Raw genomic sequence first — 20,385 nt, 5'->3', positions numbered from 1 at the left:
CGTCCTCTTTGCCGTCATGATGCGCCTGTACAGTCGTCGGCATTGACCGCCGTTCCGCAGTCTGCGGGCGTGCAGGCTATTCCAGCGCATGCTGCTTCATTTTGCGCCACAGAGTGCTTCTGCTCCAGCCCAGAGTGTCCGCCGCCTCCTGCTTGCGTCCGCCCGTGCGGGCAAGGGCGTCCAGAATCATGGAGCGTTCTTTTTCCTGCCACGTGCGGAAGGTCTGCTGTTCCTGCGGTGCCGTGCCGGAGACACCCTGCGCCGCGGGGGGAGGCGTGGTTGCCTGTTCGGGCTGACCTGGTTCCTGCCCGCTCTGCCCTTCCGGCGGGCGCGGGGCGTGGGGGGCCGTGTACGTGCGTCCCGCAGAGCCGTCGCCACCGGAAGGCAATGCTTCCGCAGGGGGGGCGAGAATGCTGGCGGGCAGCCCGGAGATGTCCACCATGTCGCCTGTGGTGAAATGCACGGCGTATTCCACCACATTGCGCAGTTCCCGCACGTTGCCGGGCCACGGGTACTCGCACAGTATCTTCATGGCCTGCGGCGTGAAGCCGCGCAGGGATTTTGCGGTGGAGGCGCTGAAGCGGCGCAGGAAATGGTCCAGAAGGGCAGGAATGTCGCCGTCGCGGTCCCGCAGGGGGGGCACATGCAGGCGGACCACGTTGAGCCGGAACAGCAGGTCCTGCCGGAAGGTGCCTTCGCGCACCATGGCTTCCAGATTTCTGTGTGTGGCGGCAATGATGCGCACATCCACACTGACGGGGCGCGTGGCACCCAGCGGGTGGACGCACTGGTCGTCCAGCACGGTGAGCAGTTTGACCTGAAGTGCCAGCGGCAGGTCGCCGATTTCCGTAAGGAACAGGGTGCCGCCTGCCGCAAGGCGGAAGCGCCCGGGTTTATCGGAGACGGCGCCGGTGAACGCGCCGCGCATGTGGCCGAAAAGTTCTGATTCCAGAAGGTGCTCAGGCAGGGCACCGCAGTTTACTTTGACAAAGGGGCCGCCTGAACGCGGAGACGCCTTGTGGATGCCTTCTGCCAGAAGATCTTTACCGGTGCCTGTTTCGCCCGTGATAAGCAGGGTGGAGTCTGTTTCCGCGATAATGCGCATGGCGGAAAAGAGGGGCTGCATGGCCGGGCTGCGGGCGATAAAGCCTTCCATGCTGCTGCCCTCTTCCTGCTGGGGAAGGCCGGGGGCGGGGCAGGTGGCCTCTTCCAGAACCTCCAGATAGCCGACAGCTCCTCCGGCGGGGTCGCAGAGAGGCAGTACGCAGGAGCGTACAGGCACCTTGCGCCGCTGTCTGTCCAGTATATCGGTATCGCAGGGGGCTGTTTCGCCCCGGCAGGAGCCGGATTCCGCGGGTTCGTCCTGCGTTGCGCGCAGGCTGCGCAGAATGGCGGGAACAGGGCATTCCCGCAGGCAGCGGGCAGAGCGCACCACGTGGTAGCAGGGGAGTCCGTGAGCCTCATCCCCTACGCCCAGCAGGGCTTGCGCACGGCTGTTCAGCCGGACGATGCGTTTTTCGGCACTGAGCACGGCGATACCGAAGGGCAGGCTGTCCAGCAGGGCGTCTGCCGCCACAGACTGTGGCAGCAATCCGGTGAGCAGCGGAGTAATGCCGCCCGTTACGCCCTTTCCCGGTGTGTTGACCGGAGACTGCGGGGGGGACGGGGGCTGTGCTTGGGGCGCGTGAGCCATGGCGCTTTTCCCTGACCTTGAAACATTATGAAACAATCCACGGATGCATCGTCAGCGTATCCCGAACCTTGGTGCGCCGTCCAGAGGCAAGACGCATCATGCTCAAAAAAATCATCTTCTGCAAAACTGAAGGGGAGCAGGTTGCGCGGAACAGGGGCGGGCGGGCAGGGAGCGGCTGTATGCGGTGGTGCAGGCCGATTCCGTCCGGCAGAGGGTGGTGAAACGCTTTGCGCCATGCGAAAGGGTGATGAAGGCAAAATAAAGCCCCCCGCGCGGATGGGCGTGCGCGGGGGGCGGGGATACTCCGGGCAGCGGAGATTGGCGGGCCGCTCCGGAGTCGGGGGAGTTGGGTATGTGAAGGGTTAGTGCTGTTCTATACGGTCGGTCACGTCCCGCAGTTGTTCGGCAAGACCGGCAATATTCTGAATGCGGCGTACGGAGCGGGCCACGCTCTCTGAGGTGTGGGCGGAGATTTCGCTCACGGCGGCGGTGGCCTTGTTCACGTCCTCACAGGCAATGGACTGCTGCTCCGCCGAGGTGGCGATGGATGTGACCTGCGTGGCGCATTCGCTGACCAGCGAGGCAATGGCCTCCAGCGCGTTCCCCGCCTCGTGGGTGAGGCTGGAGTTGCGGGTGACCGCTTCGGAAACCAGGTGCATGGCGCGCACGTTCTCGCCCGCACCGGCCTGAACGCCCTTGATGGATTCGCCCACCTCGCGCGTTGCGGTCATGGTCTTTTCGGCCAGCTTGCGCACCTCGTCGGCAACCACGGCAAAGCCGCGGCCTGCATCGCCCGCGCGGGCAGCCTCTATGGCGGCGTTCAGGGCGAGCAGGTTGGTCTGGTCCGCTATGTCGGAGATGACGCCCATGATGGCCCCGATGTCTTCCACCCGGCGGCTCAGGTCGCCGAGAGTGGCTTGCAGGCCGGATGTCTGGGTCTGCACTTCGCCCGACACGGTGATGACCTGTCGGACGAGAGTGAGGCCGTTTTCCGCATCGGTCCGTGTCTGCTCCATGTTGCCTGCCGCGAGTGAGGCGTTGCGGGCAACTTCGTTGATGGTGGCGGTCATCTCTTCCATGGCGGTGGCGGTTTCCTGCGCACGGGCGCGCTGAGAATCCGCTCCGTGGGCAATCTGGCGCGAGTCTTCCGAGAGGCCCGAGGTTTCTGCGTTCAGCTCGCGGACAATGGCTGCGGACTGCGCGGCAAGCGAGTTCATGGTGTCCAGCAGGGCGGCGATGCGGGTGCGGTCCGCCTCTGCCTCACGTTGGGCGGATTCAGCCCTGTGTGCCTGTTCCTCGGCCTTGCGGCCCTGTTCTTCTATGGCCGCAATGCCTGCGCGGAGCGACTGGACCATGCTGGCAACCGAGGTTGCCGTAATGCCCAGTTCGCCACGGAAGCGCTGCACGTCTATGGTGCGCTCGTAGTCTCCGCCTGCAACGGCCTGCGTGTATTCGGTGATTTCCGTCAGGGGGCGCACAATGGCGCGGCGCAGCAGGCAGCACAGGGTGATGATGATGAAGATGATGCCGCCGGACAGGCCGATGGTCCACATTTTCACCCATATGATGTCATTGTGGAAGGTCTGTACAGCACGGTCGCAGGCTTCTTCCTTCACCTTGGTCAGTTCGCCGAAATACTTGCGGGATTCTTCCGCAAGCGGGGTGGCGGATTTGCTGTAGGCCCCGTACTGCTGCGCCCGCTCTGCCACGGGGATGGTGCGCATGTTTTCCGCAAAGCGCAGTCCGTCCTGCACGAAGGCAAGGGCGGCCCGTTGCGCCTGTGCCACGAGCGCGCGCTCCGCATCGTCCGCCGCACCTGCCCGCAGGATGGCGAAATCTGCTTCAATGGCGGTGATGCGTTTTTTCAGTGCCTCTATGTCCTTATCCGCATTGCTGCCCAGCATGATGTTGCGGGTGAGCCGGGCAATGTAGTTTACATCGCGGTTGATGGCGGTGGTTGCCTGGCGTCCGTCCAGCGCCTGCAGCTTCATGGTGTCAAATTCGGTTTCCAGGGTGGAAAGCGTGGTGACAGAGAAGGCGAGCATGCAGAGCAGTGCCGCAATGCAGCAGACGACGAGGCCGAGTATCTTCCCCTTTATGGTGTGAAACATCCCTAAAGTGCTCCTTGTCTTTCAGGTGTGTGTCCGGTTCGATTGGGGCTACTCTAGGCGATATGGGTATGTGAGCCGCCGCAGCCGGACAAATGCCTTGAGCAAGGAGGATGCCAGTGCATGCCGATTGCCAACAGCCCGGAAAAGCAGGGGGGCGGCTGTAACCTGAATGAAATAAAACGGGCTGAACGCGCCAACCTGCGTTGGCATATGACAACCGTGGTTGGCGTGTGCACGCGTCTGATTGCGGAAAGAACGGTCCGGTGATCAATACGCCGGATGTTTTTTTGTATTCCGGCGTCTATCATTGACAGCGAATAGGATTAGGCGGAACATCCTGAAATGATGCGTGGAGGGCTCATGTGACAGAGCGGTGATGTTGCTTGAAGCGGGTATTGAAGCGTGTTGTCCACGTTCGTCTTTTCCGGAGCCTGGGCAGGAATAGTGATTATGTGCCTGGCATGTCTTTTCAGCGGAAATTTGCTCTTGCTATTCCAGTCTGTTGCGGTACGCGAGGTTGATATGTTGCCTGATGAAAAATCCATCCTGAAAAAATATACTCTCTTTGACGCAACAATGGCTGCGTGCAAACGGAATGTGAATATCAGGGTTTCCATAACCTCTGTTCTTTTGAAGAAAATATTGGAATGTCATGAGGCGCGTTGCACGGGCGGTGATTTTTTTGATTCTTTGTACTGTTGCACAAACACGTTTATAGATGTTTTTGAGAGCCATCCCAAGGACGATGCGTATCAGTATTGCCACATGTGCTTTGTAGATAAAAGCGATGAAGAATCCGTGATGGAGATTTGCGCCATGCGGATGGACCAGCGGCATGAGGGTGCAGCACCACACTACGTGGTGTCTTTGTGCTGAAAGGACGCGGGATGCCGGTGGCCTGACGCGTGTTGTGACTGGGGTTGTCATGCGGAGGAAGCATGACGGGAAGGTATGGCGGGTGGGTTGTGCGGCTGTATTGGTAAGTAAATACTTACTTGTTTTATGATACAGGCGGGTGTGTAGGAGATTGGCAGGGACATATTGCCTTATGGAGGAGCATCATGCTTCAGAATCTAAAGTTGGGGATGAAGATCGGCGGCGGGTTTGGCGTGCTGATACTGATAGCATGCGCTTTGGGCGGGGTTGCCATTCTGAACATGAAAACGGTGGAGGGAGAATCTGAAAAGCTGGCGCATGAGTATATTCCGGAAGTTGCCATTGCCAACAGCATAGAGCGCAACGCCATGCTCATGATGTACGGGCTGCGGGGGTACGGGCTTTCAGAGAATGAGGAAAACCTGAGGGAGGGGCGTGAGGCGCTGGTTGTTTTGCGCAAAAGCCTTGCGGATGCCGCCGAGCTTGTGGCCCGGTATCCCGAATTGACTGCGCTGCGGGAAGGTCTGTCCGTGGCGCAGGCAAAGGTGGATGAATATGACCAGCTTATCACCAAGACCGTGGAACTGAACACGGGCATTGAGGCGGACAGGCTGGCACTGACTGCGGCGGCGGGTCAGTTTATGGATAATGCGGCGGCGTTTCTTGTTTCGCAGAATGATGCCATGAAGCGGGAGATTGCCTCTGCCGCACCTGCGGACCGGCTTGTGGAACGGCTGGACAAGATAACCGGCGTGAACGAGGTGATAAACGCAGGCAATGCCATACGGATTGCTAACTTCCGGGCGCAGGCGTTGCGCGATCCCAAGATTATCGCCGATGTCATGGGCCAGTTCGGAACGGTGGAGAGCACCCTGAACGCCATACGCGTCACCACGCGGCAGCAGGTGAACCTTGATCAGATTTCTTCCATACACAATGCGGCGAACAGTTACCGGAGCGCCATGCAGTCGCTTGCTTCCAACTGGAGCGCCCTGCAGGAGGTGAACCGTCTGCGCACTGTTATCGGCATGGAGGTGCTGCGCGTTTCACAGAGTACCGCGCAGGCGGGCATGCAGCATACCGACCATGTGGCCAAGCAGGCTGTGGAAAGCCTTTCCGCCGCCTCCATGGTCATGGTTACGGGGCTTGCCGTGGCGCTGCTGCTGGGCATTATCGTGGCCGTGGTGCTGACCCGCGCCATAACAAGGCCCGTGGCGCTGGGTGTCTCCTTCGCGGAGGGCATGTCGCGCGGGGACTTTACCCAGACGCTGAAGATAGACCAGAAGGACGAGATAGGCATCCTTGCGGCCTCGCTGAACGCCATGGTGCAGAAGCTGCGCGAGGTGGTGGTGGATGTGCAGGGGGCTGCTGAAAACGTGGCTTCCGGTAGTGAGGAGCTGAGTGCCTCTGCGGAAACACTTTCGCAGGGGGCAACGGAGCAGGCGGCCAGCATGGAAGAAATGGCCTCTTCCATGGAAGAGATGACTTCCACCATCAAGCAGAATGCCAGCAACGCCCAGTTGACCGAAGAGATTGCCACCAAGGCGGCACGCGAGGCCGAGGCAGGCGGCAGGGCAGTGGGGCAGACCGTGGAGGCCATGAAGAATATTGCGGGCAAGATCACCATCATTGAGGAAATTGCCCGGCAGACCAACCTGCTGGCCCTGAACGCAGCCATTGAGGCAGCGCGGGCGGGCGAGCACGGCAAGGGATTTGCCGTGGTGGCGGCAGAAGTGCGCAAGCTGGCAGAACGCAGCGGGCAGGCGGCGGCGGAAATAAGCGAGCTTTCCAGCTCCAGTGTGGAGGTGGCGGAAAAGGCCGGTGAAATGCTGGCCAAGATTGTGCCCGATATTCAGAAGAACGCCTCGCTGGTGCAGGAGATTGCCGCTGCCAGCGCTGAACAGAGCAACGGTGCGGACCAGATAGGCAAGGCCATTCAGCAACTGGACAGCGTGGTGCAGCAGAACGCCTCTGCATCGGAAGAGATGGCGTCCACATCGGAGGAACTTTCCAGTCAGGCCATGCAGTTGCAGCAGACGATCAGCTTCTTCCGCGTGAATACGGGCGAATTTGGCTCCGCTCCCAGAAAGACGGTGGCCAGAACCCCCGGCCCCAAGCCACTGCCCGCAGGACGCTCCGCATCGCCCAAGAAGGGGGCTGCCGGGCTGGCATTGGACATGGATACATCGGACAGCGATTTTGAGCGGTTTTAGAGGAGGGCGTTGTCCAAGGGATTCTGCGGCGTTGTGGCGACCTGTTCCGTTCTGCGCACAGCCTTGCTCAGCGCCCCTGAAACAGGCACTGACTGTTTCCCCTGTCTTGTTCTGCCGTGACCGGTAGGCGATGTGAAAAGTGAAAAGGGCTGCCTGATACCGGGCAGCCCTTTTTGTATGGCATCTGTTGTTATGGCGACCGTTACGGCATGAGCGGGGCGAGGCGCAGGCCTTCGGCAATATCCACACCGCACATGAGGTTGGCGTTGGCAAGGGCCTGGCCCGATGCGCCGCGGCACAGGTTATCTATGGCACTGAGAATGACGAGGCGATTGGTGCGTTTGTCCACCACAAGCCCTATGTCGCAGAACATGGTGCCGCGCACGTGCCGTGTTTCCGGCAGGGTGCCTGCGGGCAGCACGCGCACCCACGGATGGGAGCGGTAGGCTTCTGCGTACAGGGCGTGCACGTCGTCCAGCGTCATGTCCTTGATGAGGGTGGTGTAGATGGTGGACAGGATGCCCCGGTTGATGGGCAGAAGATGCGTATTGAAGGAGACGGTCATTTCCTCTCCTGCAATGAGGCCGATTTCCTGTTCTATCTCCGGCGTGTGGCGGTGCGTGGGCAGGCCGTAGGCGCGGAAGGTATCTGAAACCTCGCAGAACAGGGTGCCCACGGTGGCTTTTCTGCCTGCGCCCGTGGCACCGGACTTGGCGTCTATGACAATGCCCTTGGTATCCACCATGCTGTTTCTGAGGGCAGGATACAGGCCAAGGATGGCGGACGTGGGGTAGCAGCCGGGGTTGGCGATGAGCCGCGCAGCACGGATGGCTGTTTCGTAAAGTTCCGGCAGGCCGTACACGGCGGTTTCAAGCAGGTGCGGCTGCGTGTGACCGCATTTGTACCAGTGTTCGTAGGTTTCGCGGTCGCGCAGGCGGAAATCTGCCGAAAGGTCCACCACCTTCAGCCCCTTGTCCAGCAGGGCGGCCGCCATCTCCATGGCGGTTTTGTGCGGCACGGCCAGAAAAACAAGTTCGCATGCGGATGCGAGGTCTGCCGGGTCCGGTTCAGTGATCACGGTATCGCCGCAGGGCAGCCCCTGCAGGAAGGGGTAGATGTCGGAAAGTTTTTTGCCGCATTCAGAGCGGGAGGTGACGCGCGTAAGCGTGAAACGCCCGTGCCCTGCCAGCAGGCGGGTGAGTTCCATGCCCGTGTAGCCGGTTACCCCTACAAGTCCCACAGGTATTGTGTTCATGGACACGTTGTTTCCTCTTTTCCGGCCGTATGCAAGGCGGTTTACGCAGGCCGTTCAAAAATGGTCGGTGCAGAGTGCTGCGGATATTCAGGCCGGACGTGCGGCGAGGCATGCACGGCGGGAATATTCTGCGGCAGCCCTTCAGGTTGCCTTTTCAATGCGGGAAGGACCCTGTCAGCGGGCCTGAACCACGTACTTCATGCGCAGTTCATACAACAGGCCGTCCAGCAGTTTGCGTTCATCCGCATCCAGGCAGTTGCGGGTCTTATCCTGCAGCATGGTCAGCACGTCTATGGTGTGCTTGGCCATGAGCAGGTTGGGCGCAGTCTGGGCGGTTTCCGGGTCCGGAACCTCGCCGAGATGCACCAGCGCCGAGGAACCGAGAGAAAGGATGAAGGTGGAAAAGGTGACGGCAGGCATGTGGTGCTGCGCCTTTGCGCCACACCCACACCCGCACCCGCAGCCCTGCGTGTCCTTATGCGTGTCTGCCATGCGATTGCTCCTTGGTGCCCGTTTGTGGGGGAAGGGGAATACGGCGGGTTACAGCGCGCCGTATCCGGTATCTAATGCCTCATGGTAGGCTTGCAAGCCCTGTTCGAGATAATCGCGTGCGCCTATGTATCCGCCGCAGACGCGGAAGGATTCCGCCACGGCGTGCAGACCTGCCGCAAGGTCGGCCCAGTCCACCCAGCCCATGTGGCCTATGCGTATGGCGCGGCCCTTCAGGTGGTCCTGTCCGCCCGCCATGAAGACGCCGAATCGCTCTGCCGCCACTTCCAGCAGCCGTGCGCCGTCCACGCCGTCCGGCAGGCGCACGCTGGTGAGGCCCCATGTGAAATGGTCCGGTGCCAGCAGGTCGAGCCCCATGCGGCGAATGCCCGTGCGTGCCAGCATGGTGAGCGCCCATTGCTTGCGGTAAACTGTCTCCAGCCCTGTCTCCATAAACATGCGCAGGCTTTCGTTGAGGCCCAGAATGAGGCTTACCGGCGAGGTGAACAGGGTCTGGTTCTTGCGCACGTTTTCCCGCTCGCCCGCAAGGTTGAAATAGAAGCAGGGCGGGGTGATGGTCTCTGCCCTTTTCCATGCCCGTTCGCTGAGCGCGATGAGTCCGAGGCCGGGCGGCAGCATAAGGCCCTTCTGCGAGCCGGTGAGCAGGCAGTCCACGCCCCATTCGTCCATGGGGCAGGGCGATATGCCCACGGAGGAGATGCCGTCCACCACCAGCAGCACGTCCAGCGCACGGGTAACGGATGCCAGCGCGCGCACGGGATGCAGCACGCCGGTGGAGGTTTCTGAATTCTGGACAAGCACGCCCCTGGTGTCCGGATGTTCCGCAAGGGCTGCCTGCAACTGCTCCGGCGTGACGGCATGGCCCCATTCCACGGAAAGCGTGACCACGGTGAGGCCGCTGCCGGAGGCTATCTTTGCCCATCGTTCACCGAACTTGCCGCCGTCTACCACGATGACCTTTTCGCCGGGGACAAAGAGGTTGGTCACGGCTGCCGTCATGACGCCTGTGCCGGAACATGAGAGCGGCAGCACGGGCTGGACGGTGCCGAAGAGGTGGCGCAGGCGCTGCTGCGTCTCTTCCATGATGCGTTTGAAGTCTGCCTTGCGGTGGTGGATCATGTCCTGCGCCATGACAAGGCGTACCTGTTCCGGCAGGGGCGTGGGGCCGGGGGTCAAGAGACGGGGTTTATTCAGCATGGGCGACTCCGTGGGGAGTGTGGGTGTATGTTTGTGGCGACCTTGCTGCGCCGCCGGGGGCAAACCATATAAACAAAAGGGGAAAAAAACCAGCGGTCATTACCTGCCTTGCCAGTCGGGCTAGGCGGGCCAGTCGGGCTAGTCTGGCTAGTCCGGTCAATCCGGCCAGCCCTGTCGGCCCTGTTTGCAATGATCGCCCGGGGCGGCAAAAGCGGCGGCTAGCTGCGGCCCCTGAACACCCGCACGCAGAAACTTTTGAGGTAGTGCGTTTCCGGCATGGCCGGATGCACGGGGTGGTCCGGTCCCTGATGCCCCTGAATGAGCGTTTGCACATGCACACCGGCCTTGGAGGCGGCGTACAGCAGGGTGCGGTGCAGGTCTTCCGCAGGAAGGTGCTGCGAGCAGGAACAGCTCATGACCACGCCGCCGTCTTCCACCAGTTCCATGGCAAGGCGGTTGACCCGCTGATAGGCGGCCAGCCCCTCGTGATAGGCCTTTTTGCGTTTGATGAAGGCGGGCGGGTCCACGCAGATGACATCGAAACGGCGGCCGGAATCCTTGAGCTGTTGCAGGGTTTCCAGCGCATCGCCGTGCACGGTGTCCACAGGAACGGAACGCTCGGAAGCCCCGTTTGCCCCCGCGTTGCGCAGGGCAAAATCCAGCGCGGTCTGCGAGGCATCGAGAAAGGTGACGGCTGCCGCTCCGCCCCGCAGGGCGTTGCAGCCGAAGCTGCCCACGTAGCAGAAGGCATCCAGCACGCGCTTATCCTTGCAGAACCGGGCGAAGTCCGCGCGGTTGGTGCGCTGGTCGTAGAACCAGCCTGTTTTCTGCCCTTCGGTAAGGGGGGCGGTGAAGAGAACGCCGTTCTCTTCCAGCGTGATTTCCGCAGGGACGCTGCCCGTGGCGGTGCGGGTGTACCGGGGCAGGTTTTCAAGGTCGCGGCTGCCCATATCGTTGCGCAGCAGTATGCCGGACGGGGTGCACAGGTCGTTCAGCACGCTGAGTATGTCGTCCTGCGCCGTTTCCATGCCCGCGGTGCTTATCTGCGCCACAAGGGTGCCGTGGTAGCGGTCCACCACAAGGCCGGGCAGGTAGTCGCCCTCCGCAAAGGCAAGGCGGTAGCAGGGCACGGCAAAGAGGCTGTTGCGCAGTTCCATGGCACGGGCAAGGCGGCTGCGCAGCAGGTCGGCATCCAGCGGGGTATCCGGCCGGGAGGAGTACAGGCGAGCGCTGATGAGCGATGCCGGATTCACGTAGGCGCTGCCCACGGGCGTGCCCTGCGCGGATATGACCGTGGCACATTCGCCGGGGGCGAAATCCTTGATCGGGCTTTTGGCGGTATCCACCTCGTTGCTGAAAATCCACAGGTGGCCTACGCGCAGGCGTTTGTCTTCGCCTTTTTTCAGAAAGAGTTTTTTCATGTACGGGTTCCGTGTGTGATCTTTGAGCGGTGCCGTGCGGGGCTAATGCGCCTCGTGCCAGCCGCTGCCGATGCCGTAATCCACCTTGAGCGGCACGTCCAGCGGTTTGCCGCCGGGACGGACGCCGGACATGATGTCGGCAAGGCGTTCTGCGGCGGCCTGAGCGTTTTCCGCAGGCACTTCCAGAAGCAGTTCGTCATGCACCTGCAAGACAAGGCGGGCCTTCAGGGATTTGAGCTGCGCGTCCTGCGCGGTGCGGAGCATGGCGATTTTGATGATATCTGCCGCGCTGCCCTGAATGACGGTGTTTATGGCCTGCCTGCGGGCCTGCGACTGAAGCTGGTTGTTGCCGGACTGGATATCCGGCACGTGCCGCCGCCGCCCGATGAGGGTGGTGACGGAGCCGTTTTCCCGCGCATCTGCCTCCACCTGCTCGTAGAATGCCTTAAGGCGTTGCAGGCGGGCGAAGTAGCGCTCTATGAATGCCTTTGCCTCGTTGAGGCTGATTTTCAGTTCCTGCGCCAGCTTTTGCGGACCCATGCCGTAGACCAGGCCGAAGTTGATGGTCTTGGCGTTGCGCCGCTGGTCCGGGGTTACGTCCTGCGCAGGCACGTCAAAGAGGACGGAGGCGGTGCGGCTGTGGATGTCTTCATCGTTGCGGAAGGCTTCCAGCAGGGTGGGGTCCTGCGAGCAGTGGGCCAGCACGCGCAGTTCAATCTGGGAATAGTCGGCGGAGACCAGCTTGCATCCCGCGCGGGCGGTGAAGCAGGCGCGCATGCGCGGGCCGAATTTGCCGCGCACGGGAATGTTCTGCAGGTTGGGGTTGCTGGAAGAAAGACGCCCCGTGGCCGTGGCCAGCTGATTGAATGTGGTGTGGATGCGGCCCTGCTCGTCTGCCATTTTGGGCATGGGTTCCAGATAGGTGGAGCGCAGTTTTTCCAGTTTGCGGTATTCGAGAATCAGGTCGATGACCGGATGTTCGCCTTCCAGCTTTTCCAGCACCGCCTGCGAGGTGGATATCTGGCCGCCCTTGGTCTTGCCCTTGGGCTTGAGGCCGAGCCTGTTGAAGAGCAGGTCGCCCAGTTGCTGCGCGGAGCGGATATTGAAAGGGCCGCCCGCTGCCTCATGGATGGTGCGGGTGAGGCGGTCCAGTTCGCGCTGCACCTCGTTGAGGAATTCTGCGAACGCGGCGCGGTTTATGTGGATGCCGACCTCTTCCATATCTGCAAGCACCCGTATGAGCGGGATTTCCAGATTGCGCATAAGGTCCGTAAGGTCGCCGCCCTGCAATCGACGCTCAAAATCTCCGGCAATGGCGAGGGCGAGCCGGGCAGGGTTTTCCGCAGGCAGGTCCAGTTCATCGGCGCGGGCAGAAAGCCTGCGCCATGAGTAGTCGCGGTCTTCGGGGTCCAGCAGGTAGGCGGCAAGGCCAAGGTCGAACCAGCGCGATTCTGCCACCGCCCGCCAGCCGGTACGGGTGGTGAGCAGAGCCTTTACGTCCGGCGTGACGATGTATTCCGCCTTGGTCATGTAGCCCGCCAGTGCGGTGAGCGAGCCGGTATAGCGGTATTCGCACGTATCGCCTGCAAGGTGCAGATGCAGTGCGCACGGTTCCGCATCGCCTGTCTGTGTGGTGGAACCGTTGCGGGCTTGCTGGTTTTCCGATGCCGGGAGGCCTGCCGAATCTGCAAAGGACACGGAACGGTCCGGCGAGGGGGCGGCCATGCCGAGCAGGGGGGGCAGGGTGGTGCATTCTGCGCGGTGCAGAACATCGCCCACGGCCACCAGTGCCACGCGGCGTCCGGCGCAGTCGGGCAGGCTGCTGATATCGTCCACGGCAGTTATTTTCAGGGAACGCTGTGTTCCCGCAGGTTCTGTCTGCTTCAACGGGGCGGCTGCCGGGGCTGCGCTGCCGGGGGAGTCGAACAGGCTCATCTGTGCGGAAACCGGCTTGGGGCTGCCCGTGGTCAAGGTGGTCGGGCCGTCCGACGGGTCATTGGTCGTGGACGCCATGTGACCTGACGGGGCGAGCAGGGGGCCAAGGGCCGATATGTCCTTCATGAGGGTACGCAGTTCAAATTCCCGCAGGAAAAGGGCGGTTTTTTCCGCATCCACCGGAGAGACGCGGAAGTGGTCCAGCGTAAGGTTTGCGCACTCGGAAGTGGCAAGGGTGGTGAGCCTGCGGTAGGTGAACATGGTATCCAGATGCTCCGCAAATTTCTTCTGCACAGCGGGAGCAAGGGACGGAAAATGGTCGCGGATGGCTTCCAGCGAGCCGTGTTCCGTAAATATCTTGGCGGCGGTTTTGGGGCCTATGCCGGGCACACCGGGAATGTTGTCCGAAGAATCGCCAATAACGGCCTGAAAGTCCGGCCATTGCGCGGGGTCCAGACCTGTTTCCTCGCGGAAGTCTGCAACGGTGGTGAGTTTTTCCTGCTTTACGCCGGGGTCCCATAGGAACACGTTGTCATCAAGGCACTGTTTCAGGTCTTTGTCCGCACCGATGATGATGACCGGGCGTTCTTTTTTGTAGCGGGCGGCGAGGGAGGCGATGCAGTCATCCGCCTCGCAGTTTTCCGAAATCGCCAGATGCAGGCCCAGCGTGCGCACCGCACGGGTGACGGGTTCCAGCTGCTGCACCAGCGGCTCGGGTGTCGCGGAGCGGTTAGCCTTGTATTCCGGGTAGATATCGTGCCGGAAGTTTTTCCCCTTGCCGTCCAGAATGAACCCGAAATAGGTGGGGTGCTCGTCCTTGAGAAACTTCAGCAGGATGCGCGTGACGATGAAGAGCGCGTTGGTGGGGAAACCGTCTGACCGCTGCATGGATTGCATGGCGTAGAAGGCGCGGAATATGAAAGCGGAGCCATCCATAAGGTAGAGCGGTTCCGTGGTAAGGCCGAGGCGTTCTTTCAGGGACATGGCAGCGGGTCCGTTCCTGTGGTTGAATGTTCGGGCGTGGGGCTGCGCGGATACCCGCGCGTGCGCAGTCTGGGGACCGGCGCGAGAGGCATGGCTATGTTACGGGGAAGCGCGGCGGGTGTAAACCATAACCAGGCGTGGCTACAAGGATGGAATGTGCCGGGAAGGCACGGGGGCGCCGGGCACGGGGGTTGAAAGAAGAGGTGTTGCGTGGGGTGGATGTCCATTCCATGCGTTGCCGTGCGGAGCATTGACTATATTTCGTGATGAGGATAAAGCCATATCAACTTTTCTTGATGCAAGCATATCAAGCCAGTCGGAAATAGCGTAGGAGCAGGCAATGAGCACGGCACTTCCCCTTATCAAGGCATTGGCGGACGAGACGCGTCTGCGGCTTATGCATGTGCTGAACCGTTTTGAGCTGAGCGTGAACGAACTGGTGGCTATTCTGGAAATGGGGCAGTCGCGCGTATCGCGGCACCTGAAGATACTCACCGGAGCGGGGTTGCTGGATTCGCGCCGCGACGGGCTGTGGGTGTTCTATTCCGCGCCGGAGGAAGGGCCGGGCCGGGAGTTCATAGAGGCGCTCATGCCGTTCATCGTCACAGACCCTGCCTTGCAGGCGGATGCGGACATGGCGGAAAAAATCATTGAGGAACGCGCCCGCAAGACCAAACAGTTTTTCAACTCCATTGCCGAAGACTGGGACCAGCTGAACCGCGACATCATAGGCAGCTTTGACCTGCCCGCGACCATCATTGACAACATGCCCCGCTGCAAGGTGGCGCTGGATTTGGGGTGCGGGACGGGTTCGCTTATGGAGCGCATGCTGGAGAAGTCGCTTTCCGTTATCGGCGTGGACGGTTCGCCGCGGATGCTTGAACTGGCCAAGCGGCGGCTTGTGGAAGAGACGGACCGGGTATCGCTGCGCATAGGCGAGCTTGAGCACCTGCCCCTGCGCGATGGCGAGGCAGACTTTGCCGTGGTGAACATGGTGCTGCACCATCTTTCGCATCCCGGCGATGCGCTTAAGGAGATACGCCGCGTGCTGCGCCATGGCGGGCGGCTGGTGCTGGCCGACTTTGACAAGCATGAGAACGAGAAGATGCGGTCGGAATACGGCGACCGCTGGCTCGGTTTTGATATGACATCGCTGGCCCTAAAGCTCTCGGAGGCAGGATTTTCGCTGAAGTCCAGCAGGTCCTTTCCCGTGGAGCGCGGGCTTTCCATTCATCTGATCGTGGCAGAAAATTCCCAACCATAACAATAGATACTGGAGGCACCCCCAATGACAGACGCAACCCGCGCCATTCCGCTTGACCTGAGCGTGGAGAACAAGGTTCGCAATATCAAGGACGCCGAACTGGGCTACAAGGAAATGCAGCTTTCTGAGCTGGAAATGCCCGGCCTGATGGCAACCATAGCAAAATACGGTCCCCAGAAGCCGCTTAAGGGCCTTAAGGTCATGGGCTCGCTGCACATGACCATTCAGACCGCCATGCTCATAAAGACCCTGTACGAACTGGGCGCGGACCTGCGCTGGGCATCGTGCAACATTTTCTCCACGCAGGACCACGCGGCGGCAGCCATTGCCGATTCCGGCATGTCCAAGGTGTTTGCATGGAAGGGCGAGTCTCTTGAAGAGTACTGGTGGTGCACCGAGATGGCCCTGACGTGGCCGGACGGTTCCGGGCCTGACCTTATTGTGGACGATGGCGGCGACGCCACCATGATGATTCACAAGGGCCTTGAGGTGGAAAAAGACCCCTCGCTGCTGGAAAAGTCGTACGACAACAAGGAATTCAGCATCTTCATGGACCGCCTTGCGCTGTCTTACAAGACGGATTCCGGCAAGTGGGCCCGCATTGCCGCCAAGGTTCGGGGCGTTTCTGAAGAAACCACCACCGGCGTGCACCGCCTGTACCACATGGAAAAGGAAGGCAAGCTGCTCTTCCCCGCCATTAACGTGAACGATTCCGTTACCAAGTCCAAGTTTGACAACCTGTACGGCTGCCGCGAATCGCTGGTGGACGGCATTAAGCGCGCCACCGACGTGATGGTGGCGGGCAAGAAGGTGGTTGTGCTGGGCTACGGCGACGTGGGCAAGGGCTGCGCCCAGTCCATGCGCGGCATGGGTGCCCGTGTGCTTATTACCGAAATTGACCCCATCTGCGCGCTGCAGGCCGCCATGGAAGGCTATGAAGTGACCACCATGGATGACTGCGTGGCGGAGGCGGATATTTTTGTCACGGCTACCGGCAATTTTAATGTCATTACCGGCAAGCACATGGAGAAGATGAAGAACGAGGCCATTGTCTGCAATATCGGGCACTTCGACAACGAAATCGAAATGTCTTACCTTGAGCGCAACCCCAAGTGCAGCAGGCTGAACATTAAGCCGCAGGTGGACAAGTGGACGCTGGAATCCGGCCGTTCCATCATTGTGCTGGCAGAAGGCCGCCTTGTGAACCTTGGCTGCGCCACCGGGCATCCTTCGTTTGTTATGTCCAACTCCTTCACCAACCAGGCGCTTGCCCAGATTGAACTGGCTACCAATCCCAATCTGGAAAAGAAGGTGTATACCCTGCCCAAGAAGCTGGACGAAGAAGTGGCCCGCCTGCACCTTGACCGTCTTGGCGTGAAGCTGACCAAGCTGACCCCCGAGCAGGCAGAGTATCTGGACGTGCCGCTGGAAGGCCCCTACAAGCCCGGCCATTATCGCTACTAAGGTTGCCGCAGGGTGTTTGCCCTGCACAACGGCAATGTATGAATCTAAGCCGCTCTCCCGCAAGGGAGGGCGGTTTTTGCTTGCTCTGTACAGGTGGCAGGTGAACGGCTGCTACTCGCCCACAAACTGCATCCACAGGGTGCGCTGCCGTGGCCCGTCAAACTCGCAGAAATAAATAACCTGCCATGTGCCGAGCATAACATCCCCGGCATCTACTATGAGCATCTGAGCCGGGCCGAACAGTGATGTCTTTATGTGGGCATCGCTGTTACCTTCTGCATGATGGTAGTCGCCACGGCGCGGCACCATGGCCCGCATGTTCACCACAATATCGCGCTTTACGTCCGGGTCTGCCCCTTCGTTTATTGTTACGGCCCCTGTGGTGTGGGGGCAGTAGAGCAGCAGCATGCCCTGCTGCCAGCCCTGCGAACGCACGGCGCGGCGCACGTCTGCGGTAATGTCTATAAGCTGCTCGCGTTCTGTGGTGCGGATATCCAGTTTCTGCATGGTGCTGCCTCCTGCAGGGGTAAGACCGTTGTGCGGTCTGTGTCCTTGTCATATATTGATTTTGCCTGCCTCTATCGGGCACTGTCGCTCTCTATCGGGTGCTCGCCGTTTCAGCCGGGCGCAATGGGTCTCAATCGGTCTCTATCCGCTATCTATTCCCATCCATGTGTAGCGTGAAAAACGCCTCAAGGCCAAGCCCCGGCGCGGGGTGCTCCGGCGTTTGCCGTGTCCCCCGCCTGCCCGCTTGAGCACAAGGCGTTTTTGCCCTACAACCTTCATGCCCGCCGTGAACCTGCGTCACGGCGGCAGCCGACCTTTCGCCACCGCACACGCCGCAACCGATCACACCAAGCCAAGGAGCCGCCATGCCAGTTGTACTGGGCACCGCCGGACACATAGACCACGGAAAAACCACTCTGGTCAAAGCCCTTACGGGCATAGACTGCGACCGGCTGGAAGAGGAGAAGAAGCGCGGCATTACCATTGAACTGGGGTTTGCCTTCTTTGACCTGCCGGACGGCGGACGCATGGGCATTGTGGACGTGCCGGGGCACGAGCGGTTTGTCAAAAACATGGTGGCCGGAGCCTCCGGCATTGATTTTGTGATGCTGGTCATCGCGGCGGACGAAGGCGTGATGCCGCAGACGCGGGAGCATCTGGAAATCTGTTCGCTGCTGGGTATTCCCACAGGGTTTGTGGCTCTGACCAAGGTGGACATGGTGGATGAGGAATGGCTTGCGCTGGTGCAGGAGGACGTGGCCAACTTTCTTGCAGGATCGTTCCTTGAGGGCGCACCCATCTTTCCGGTTTCATCCCATACGGGGCAGGGGCTGGAGGCCATACGCCAGCACATTGCGCGTATGGATAAAGAGCTTGCGCCGCAGCGCCGTTCCGACCTGTTCCGCCTGCCCGTGGACAGAGTGTTTACCATGCGCGGACACGGCACGGTGGTGACGGGAACCATGATTTCCGGCTCCGTGTCCGTGGGCACGGACGTGCAGTTGTATCCCGGCGACCGCATGACCAAGGTGCGCGGCTTGCAGAGCCATGGCGGCACGGTGGATGTGGCCCCGGCGGGCAGGCGCACGGCCATGAACCTGCACGGGCTGGAGGTGGCGGATGTTGAGCGCGGCAACGTGGTGGCCCTGCCGGGGGCGCTGTTTGCCTCGCACACGTGGCATGTGGAGCTTATGTGCCTTTCTTCCGCGCCCACCCCCCTGAAGAACCGCACGGAAGTGCACGTGCACCACGGCTCGCGCGAGACACTGGCACGGTTGTATTTCCCGGACCGCGACAAGCTCATGCCCGGAGAAACCGCCCTGTGCGAGATGCGGTTTGCCGACCCCATGGTAGGCGTGTACGGCGACCGCTGCGTGGTGCGCTCCTTCTCGCCGTTGCGGACTGTGGCGGGCGGAAAGCTGCTGCATCCCAACGCAACCCCGCTGCGCAAAAAGCATCCGCGCTACGCAGAAATACTGGAGGCGTTGCAGCGCCTTGGCAAAGCCAAGCCGGAAGAACGCATCCGGTTGCATGTGGGGATTGCGGCGGAGGGCGGCGTGAGCTTCCGGGAGCTGTGCATTCTTACGGATATTGAGACCAAGGCGCTGGATAAGGGGCTTGCCCTGCTGGGTGGCAGGCAGGAGCTGGCCTGCTTTGACAAGGAAGAACGGATGTATGTGGCCGGGAATATCATGGACGAGCTTTCGGACGGTGCTGTGACGTTTGTGGCCGACTATCACCGCCGGGAGCCCCTCAAGCCCGGCATGGCGCGCGGCATGCTCACATCCGGTTGGGGCAGGCGGCTTGCGCCCAAGCTTGTGCACTTTATTGTGGAGCGGCTGCTGAAACAGGGCAGGCTGGTGGTGGAAGGCGATGTGCTGCGGCTGGCCGACCACAAGGTCTCGCTTGCAGCGGATCAGGAAGGGCTGCGCAAGGCTCTGCTTGAGGCGCACGCATCGGCAGGCATTACCCCGCCCAACCTCAAGGATGTGCTTGAGCCGCTGAGCGTGGATGCCAAGGAGGCGGCACCCGTGCTGCGGCTGCTGGAAACTTCCGGTGAGCTGGTGAAGGTGAAGGACGGCATGTATTTTCACGGCGCGGCCATGGAGCAGCTGGTGGGCATGGTACGCGGCTACTTTGCCACGCATGAGGATCTTGGCCCCAACGAATTCCGTGACCTGACCGGGCTTTCCCGCAAGTATCTCATTCCGCTGCTGGAGTACTTTGACAAGGCCAAGGTAACTATCCGTGTGGGTGACAGGCGCAAGCTGCGGGGCGGGCAATAGGGACAGGAGAGCCTGCAAGGTGATTTGCAGCGCCATTTGTTTGCCGGGAACTGAACGAAGAAGCCGCCCACGGGGCGGCTTCCTTGTGTGCAGGAGCATATAGGCAGAGCACCGCGCGGGTGCTTGGCATCAGAAGAGCAGGCTGCGCAGGGTGTGCATGAAGCTCCACCGGGCAGTGCGACTGCCGCCGAAACGTGCTGGGCGCGCACCTTTGTCCAGTGCAGGCACCACAACGCCGGTTTCCTGGCATACGGTCTGCGTCACTTCTTCACGCAGCCGTGAGAAGGCGTCTTCCAGCCGGAGGCTTTGCTTTTCCCGTTTGCGCGCAGCTTTTTCCTGCTGACGCGATAACTTATCCATCTGCTTTTGGTGCTGGTGCACCAGATGATCCACTGAATACATGGCACTCTCTCGACGTGGCTTCGCTGCCCCGGCAGCGGTTATCCCCCCACGTGAGCCGTCCTGTCGGTACTTCCCGAGAGCCGACAAAGGCGGTGGACGCTCTATATGCGCCCAAAGAAGCGCACTGTCAATATGCAAGTGGACGCAGCGATTGGTGTGTGCGTGGCGGACATGCGCAACGGGCAATAAAGGCGGCAGCCAGTGGCGGACAGACGTAAAAAACGGGCGCTTGCGCGCCCGTTTCGTCAGTTTCGGAGATTTGTAGCGG

The 20,385-nt window shown here is 61.0% G+C and carries 14 protein-coding genes; 5 read left to right on the top strand and 9 right to left on the bottom strand.

Annotated features, from left to right (window positions below):
- Nucleotides 1-76: 76 nt before the first annotated feature.
- Both HUV26_RS07640 and HUV26_RS07635 read right to left on the bottom strand, forming a co-directional pair.
- On the bottom strand, nucleotides 77-1,693 hold the full coding sequence (locus tag HUV26_RS07640) for a sigma-54 interaction domain-containing protein (RefSeq protein WP_174409517.1): 1,617 nt from the start codon (nucleotides 1,691-1,693) through the stop codon (nucleotides 77-79).
- A gap of 362 nt (nucleotides 1,694-2,055) precedes the next feature.
- Nucleotides 2,056-3,804: a methyl-accepting chemotaxis protein gene (locus HUV26_RS07635; RefSeq protein ID WP_174409516.1), complete on the bottom strand. Its 1,749-nt coding sequence runs from the start codon at nucleotides 3,802-3,804 to the stop codon at nucleotides 2,056-2,058.
- 522 nt (nucleotides 3,805-4,326) lie between these two features.
- On the opposite strand from HUV26_RS07635, the gene HUV26_RS07630 reads away from it, so the two are divergent.
- Both HUV26_RS07630 and HUV26_RS07625 read left to right on the top strand, forming a co-directional pair.
- Nucleotides 4,327-4,680 (top strand): hypothetical protein, encoded by a 354-nt coding sequence (locus HUV26_RS07630; protein ID WP_174409515.1) that lies wholly within the window; start codon nucleotides 4,327-4,329, stop codon nucleotides 4,678-4,680.
- A 185-nt stretch (nucleotides 4,681-4,865) separates the two neighbouring features.
- Nucleotides 4,866-6,893 (top strand): methyl-accepting chemotaxis protein, encoded by a 2,028-nt coding sequence (locus HUV26_RS07625; RefSeq protein WP_174409514.1) that lies wholly within the window; start codon nucleotides 4,866-4,868, stop codon nucleotides 6,891-6,893.
- A 202-nt stretch (nucleotides 6,894-7,095) separates the two neighbouring features.
- On the opposite strand, the gene argC is transcribed toward HUV26_RS07625, so the two are convergent.
- The 5 genes from argC to polA all read right to left on the bottom strand — a co-directional run bounded on the left by argC (nucleotide 7,096) and on the right by polA (nucleotide 14,195).
- The gene (gene argC / locus HUV26_RS07620; RefSeq protein ID WP_174409513.1) at nucleotides 7,096-8,148 is read right to left on the bottom strand and encodes an N-acetyl-gamma-glutamyl-phosphate reductase; all 1,053 of its coding nucleotides are present in this window, start codon (nucleotides 8,146-8,148) and stop codon (nucleotides 7,096-7,098) included.
- Between the two features lie 174 nt (nucleotides 8,149-8,322).
- On the bottom strand, nucleotides 8,323-8,640 hold the full coding sequence (locus HUV26_RS07615; RefSeq protein WP_174409512.1) for a DUF1844 domain-containing protein: 318 nt from the start codon (nucleotides 8,638-8,640) through the stop codon (nucleotides 8,323-8,325).
- A gap of 48 nt (nucleotides 8,641-8,688) precedes the next feature.
- Nucleotides 8,689-9,855, bottom strand: a complete 1,167-nt coding sequence (locus tag HUV26_RS07610; RefSeq protein WP_174409511.1) for a pyridoxal-phosphate-dependent aminotransferase family protein — start codon at nucleotides 9,853-9,855, stop codon at nucleotides 8,689-8,691.
- A 218-nt stretch (nucleotides 9,856-10,073) separates the two neighbouring features.
- The gene (locus tag HUV26_RS07605) at nucleotides 10,074-11,276 is read right to left on the bottom strand and encodes a class I SAM-dependent rRNA methyltransferase (RefSeq protein ID WP_174409510.1); all 1,203 of its coding nucleotides are present in this window, start codon (nucleotides 11,274-11,276) and stop codon (nucleotides 10,074-10,076) included.
- Nucleotides 11,277-11,318: 42 nt separating this feature from the next.
- Nucleotides 11,319-14,195: a DNA polymerase I gene (gene polA, locus HUV26_RS07600; protein WP_174409509.1), complete on the bottom strand. Its 2,877-nt coding sequence runs from the start codon at nucleotides 14,193-14,195 to the stop codon at nucleotides 11,319-11,321.
- A gap of 340 nt (nucleotides 14,196-14,535) precedes the next feature.
- On the opposite strand from polA, the gene HUV26_RS07595 reads away from it, so the two are divergent.
- Together HUV26_RS07595 and ahcY are read left to right on the top strand one after the other, a co-directional pair.
- A complete protein-coding gene (locus tag HUV26_RS07595) occupies nucleotides 14,536-15,459 on the top strand; it encodes an ArsR/SmtB family transcription factor (RefSeq protein ID WP_174409508.1) in 924 nt (307 codons plus the stop codon).
- A 24-nt stretch (nucleotides 15,460-15,483) separates the two neighbouring features.
- Nucleotides 15,484-16,923 (top strand): adenosylhomocysteinase, encoded by a 1,440-nt coding sequence (gene ahcY / locus HUV26_RS07590; RefSeq protein WP_174409507.1) that lies wholly within the window; start codon nucleotides 15,484-15,486, stop codon nucleotides 16,921-16,923.
- Between the two features lie 111 nt (nucleotides 16,924-17,034).
- On the opposite strand, the gene HUV26_RS07585 is transcribed toward ahcY, so the two are convergent.
- Nucleotides 17,035-17,430, bottom strand: a complete 396-nt coding sequence (locus HUV26_RS07585) for a secondary thiamine-phosphate synthase enzyme YjbQ (protein ID WP_174409506.1) — start codon at nucleotides 17,428-17,430, stop codon at nucleotides 17,035-17,037.
- A gap of 365 nt (nucleotides 17,431-17,795) precedes the next feature.
- Between HUV26_RS07585 and selB the strand changes: the two genes are divergently transcribed.
- Nucleotides 17,796-19,715 carry a selenocysteine-specific translation elongation factor gene (selB, locus tag HUV26_RS07580; RefSeq protein WP_174409505.1) on the top strand — a complete coding sequence of 640 codons (1,920 nt, stop codon included), beginning with the start codon at nucleotides 17,796-17,798 and terminating at the stop codon, nucleotides 19,713-19,715.
- A 129-nt stretch (nucleotides 19,716-19,844) separates the two neighbouring features.
- On the opposite strand, the gene HUV26_RS07575 is transcribed toward selB, so the two are convergent.
- A complete protein-coding gene (locus HUV26_RS07575) occupies nucleotides 19,845-20,117 on the bottom strand; it encodes a hypothetical protein (RefSeq protein ID WP_174409504.1) in 273 nt (90 codons plus the stop codon).
- Nucleotides 20,118-20,385: the final 268 nt, after the last annotated feature.

Origin of the sequence: Desulfovibrio psychrotolerans, from assembly GCF_013340305.1 — a bacterium.
In the GTDB taxonomy this organism is placed as follows: Bacteria; Desulfobacterota; Desulfovibrionia; order Desulfovibrionales; family Desulfovibrionaceae; genus Halodesulfovibrio; species Halodesulfovibrio psychrotolerans.
The sequence above is the reverse complement of the archived record's forward strand: the minus strand, read 5'-3'. Positions and strand labels throughout refer to the sequence as shown.

Coding starts and splice junctions, on each gene's coding strand:
- HUV26_RS07640 (WP_174409517.1), bottom strand. CDS start 1,693: ATGGCTCACGCGCCCCAAGCACAGCCCCCGTCCCCCCCGCAGTCTCCG.
- HUV26_RS07635 (WP_174409516.1), bottom strand. CDS start 3,804: ATGTTTCACACCATAAAGGGGAAGATACTCGGCCTCGTCGTCTGCTGC.
- HUV26_RS07630 (WP_174409515.1), top strand. CDS start 4,327: ATGTTGCCTGATGAAAAATCCATCCTGAAAAAATATACTCTCTTTGAC.
- HUV26_RS07625 (WP_174409514.1), top strand. CDS start 4,866: ATGCTTCAGAATCTAAAGTTGGGGATGAAGATCGGCGGCGGGTTTGGC.
- argC (WP_174409513.1), bottom strand. CDS start 8,148: ATGAACACAATACCTGTGGGACTTGTAGGGGTAACCGGCTACACGGGC.
- HUV26_RS07615 (WP_174409512.1), bottom strand. CDS start 8,640: ATGGCAGACACGCATAAGGACACGCAGGGCTGCGGGTGCGGGTGTGGG.
- HUV26_RS07610 (WP_174409511.1), bottom strand. CDS start 9,855: ATGCTGAATAAACCCCGTCTCTTGACCCCCGGCCCCACGCCCCTGCCG.
- HUV26_RS07605 (WP_174409510.1), bottom strand. CDS start 11,276: ATGAAAAAACTCTTTCTGAAAAAAGGCGAAGACAAACGCCTGCGCGTA.
- polA (WP_174409509.1), bottom strand. CDS start 14,195: ATGTCCCTGAAAGAACGCCTCGGCCTTACCACGGAACCGCTCTACCTT.
- HUV26_RS07595 (WP_174409508.1), top strand. CDS start 14,536: ATGAGCACGGCACTTCCCCTTATCAAGGCATTGGCGGACGAGACGCGT.
- ahcY (WP_174409507.1), top strand. CDS start 15,484: ATGACAGACGCAACCCGCGCCATTCCGCTTGACCTGAGCGTGGAGAAC.
- HUV26_RS07585 (WP_174409506.1), bottom strand. CDS start 17,430: ATGCAGAAACTGGATATCCGCACCACAGAACGCGAGCAGCTTATAGAC.
- selB (WP_174409505.1), top strand. CDS start 17,796: ATGCCAGTTGTACTGGGCACCGCCGGACACATAGACCACGGAAAAACC.
- HUV26_RS07575 (WP_174409504.1), bottom strand. CDS start 20,117: ATGTATTCAGTGGATCATCTGGTGCACCAGCACCAAAAGCAGATGGAT.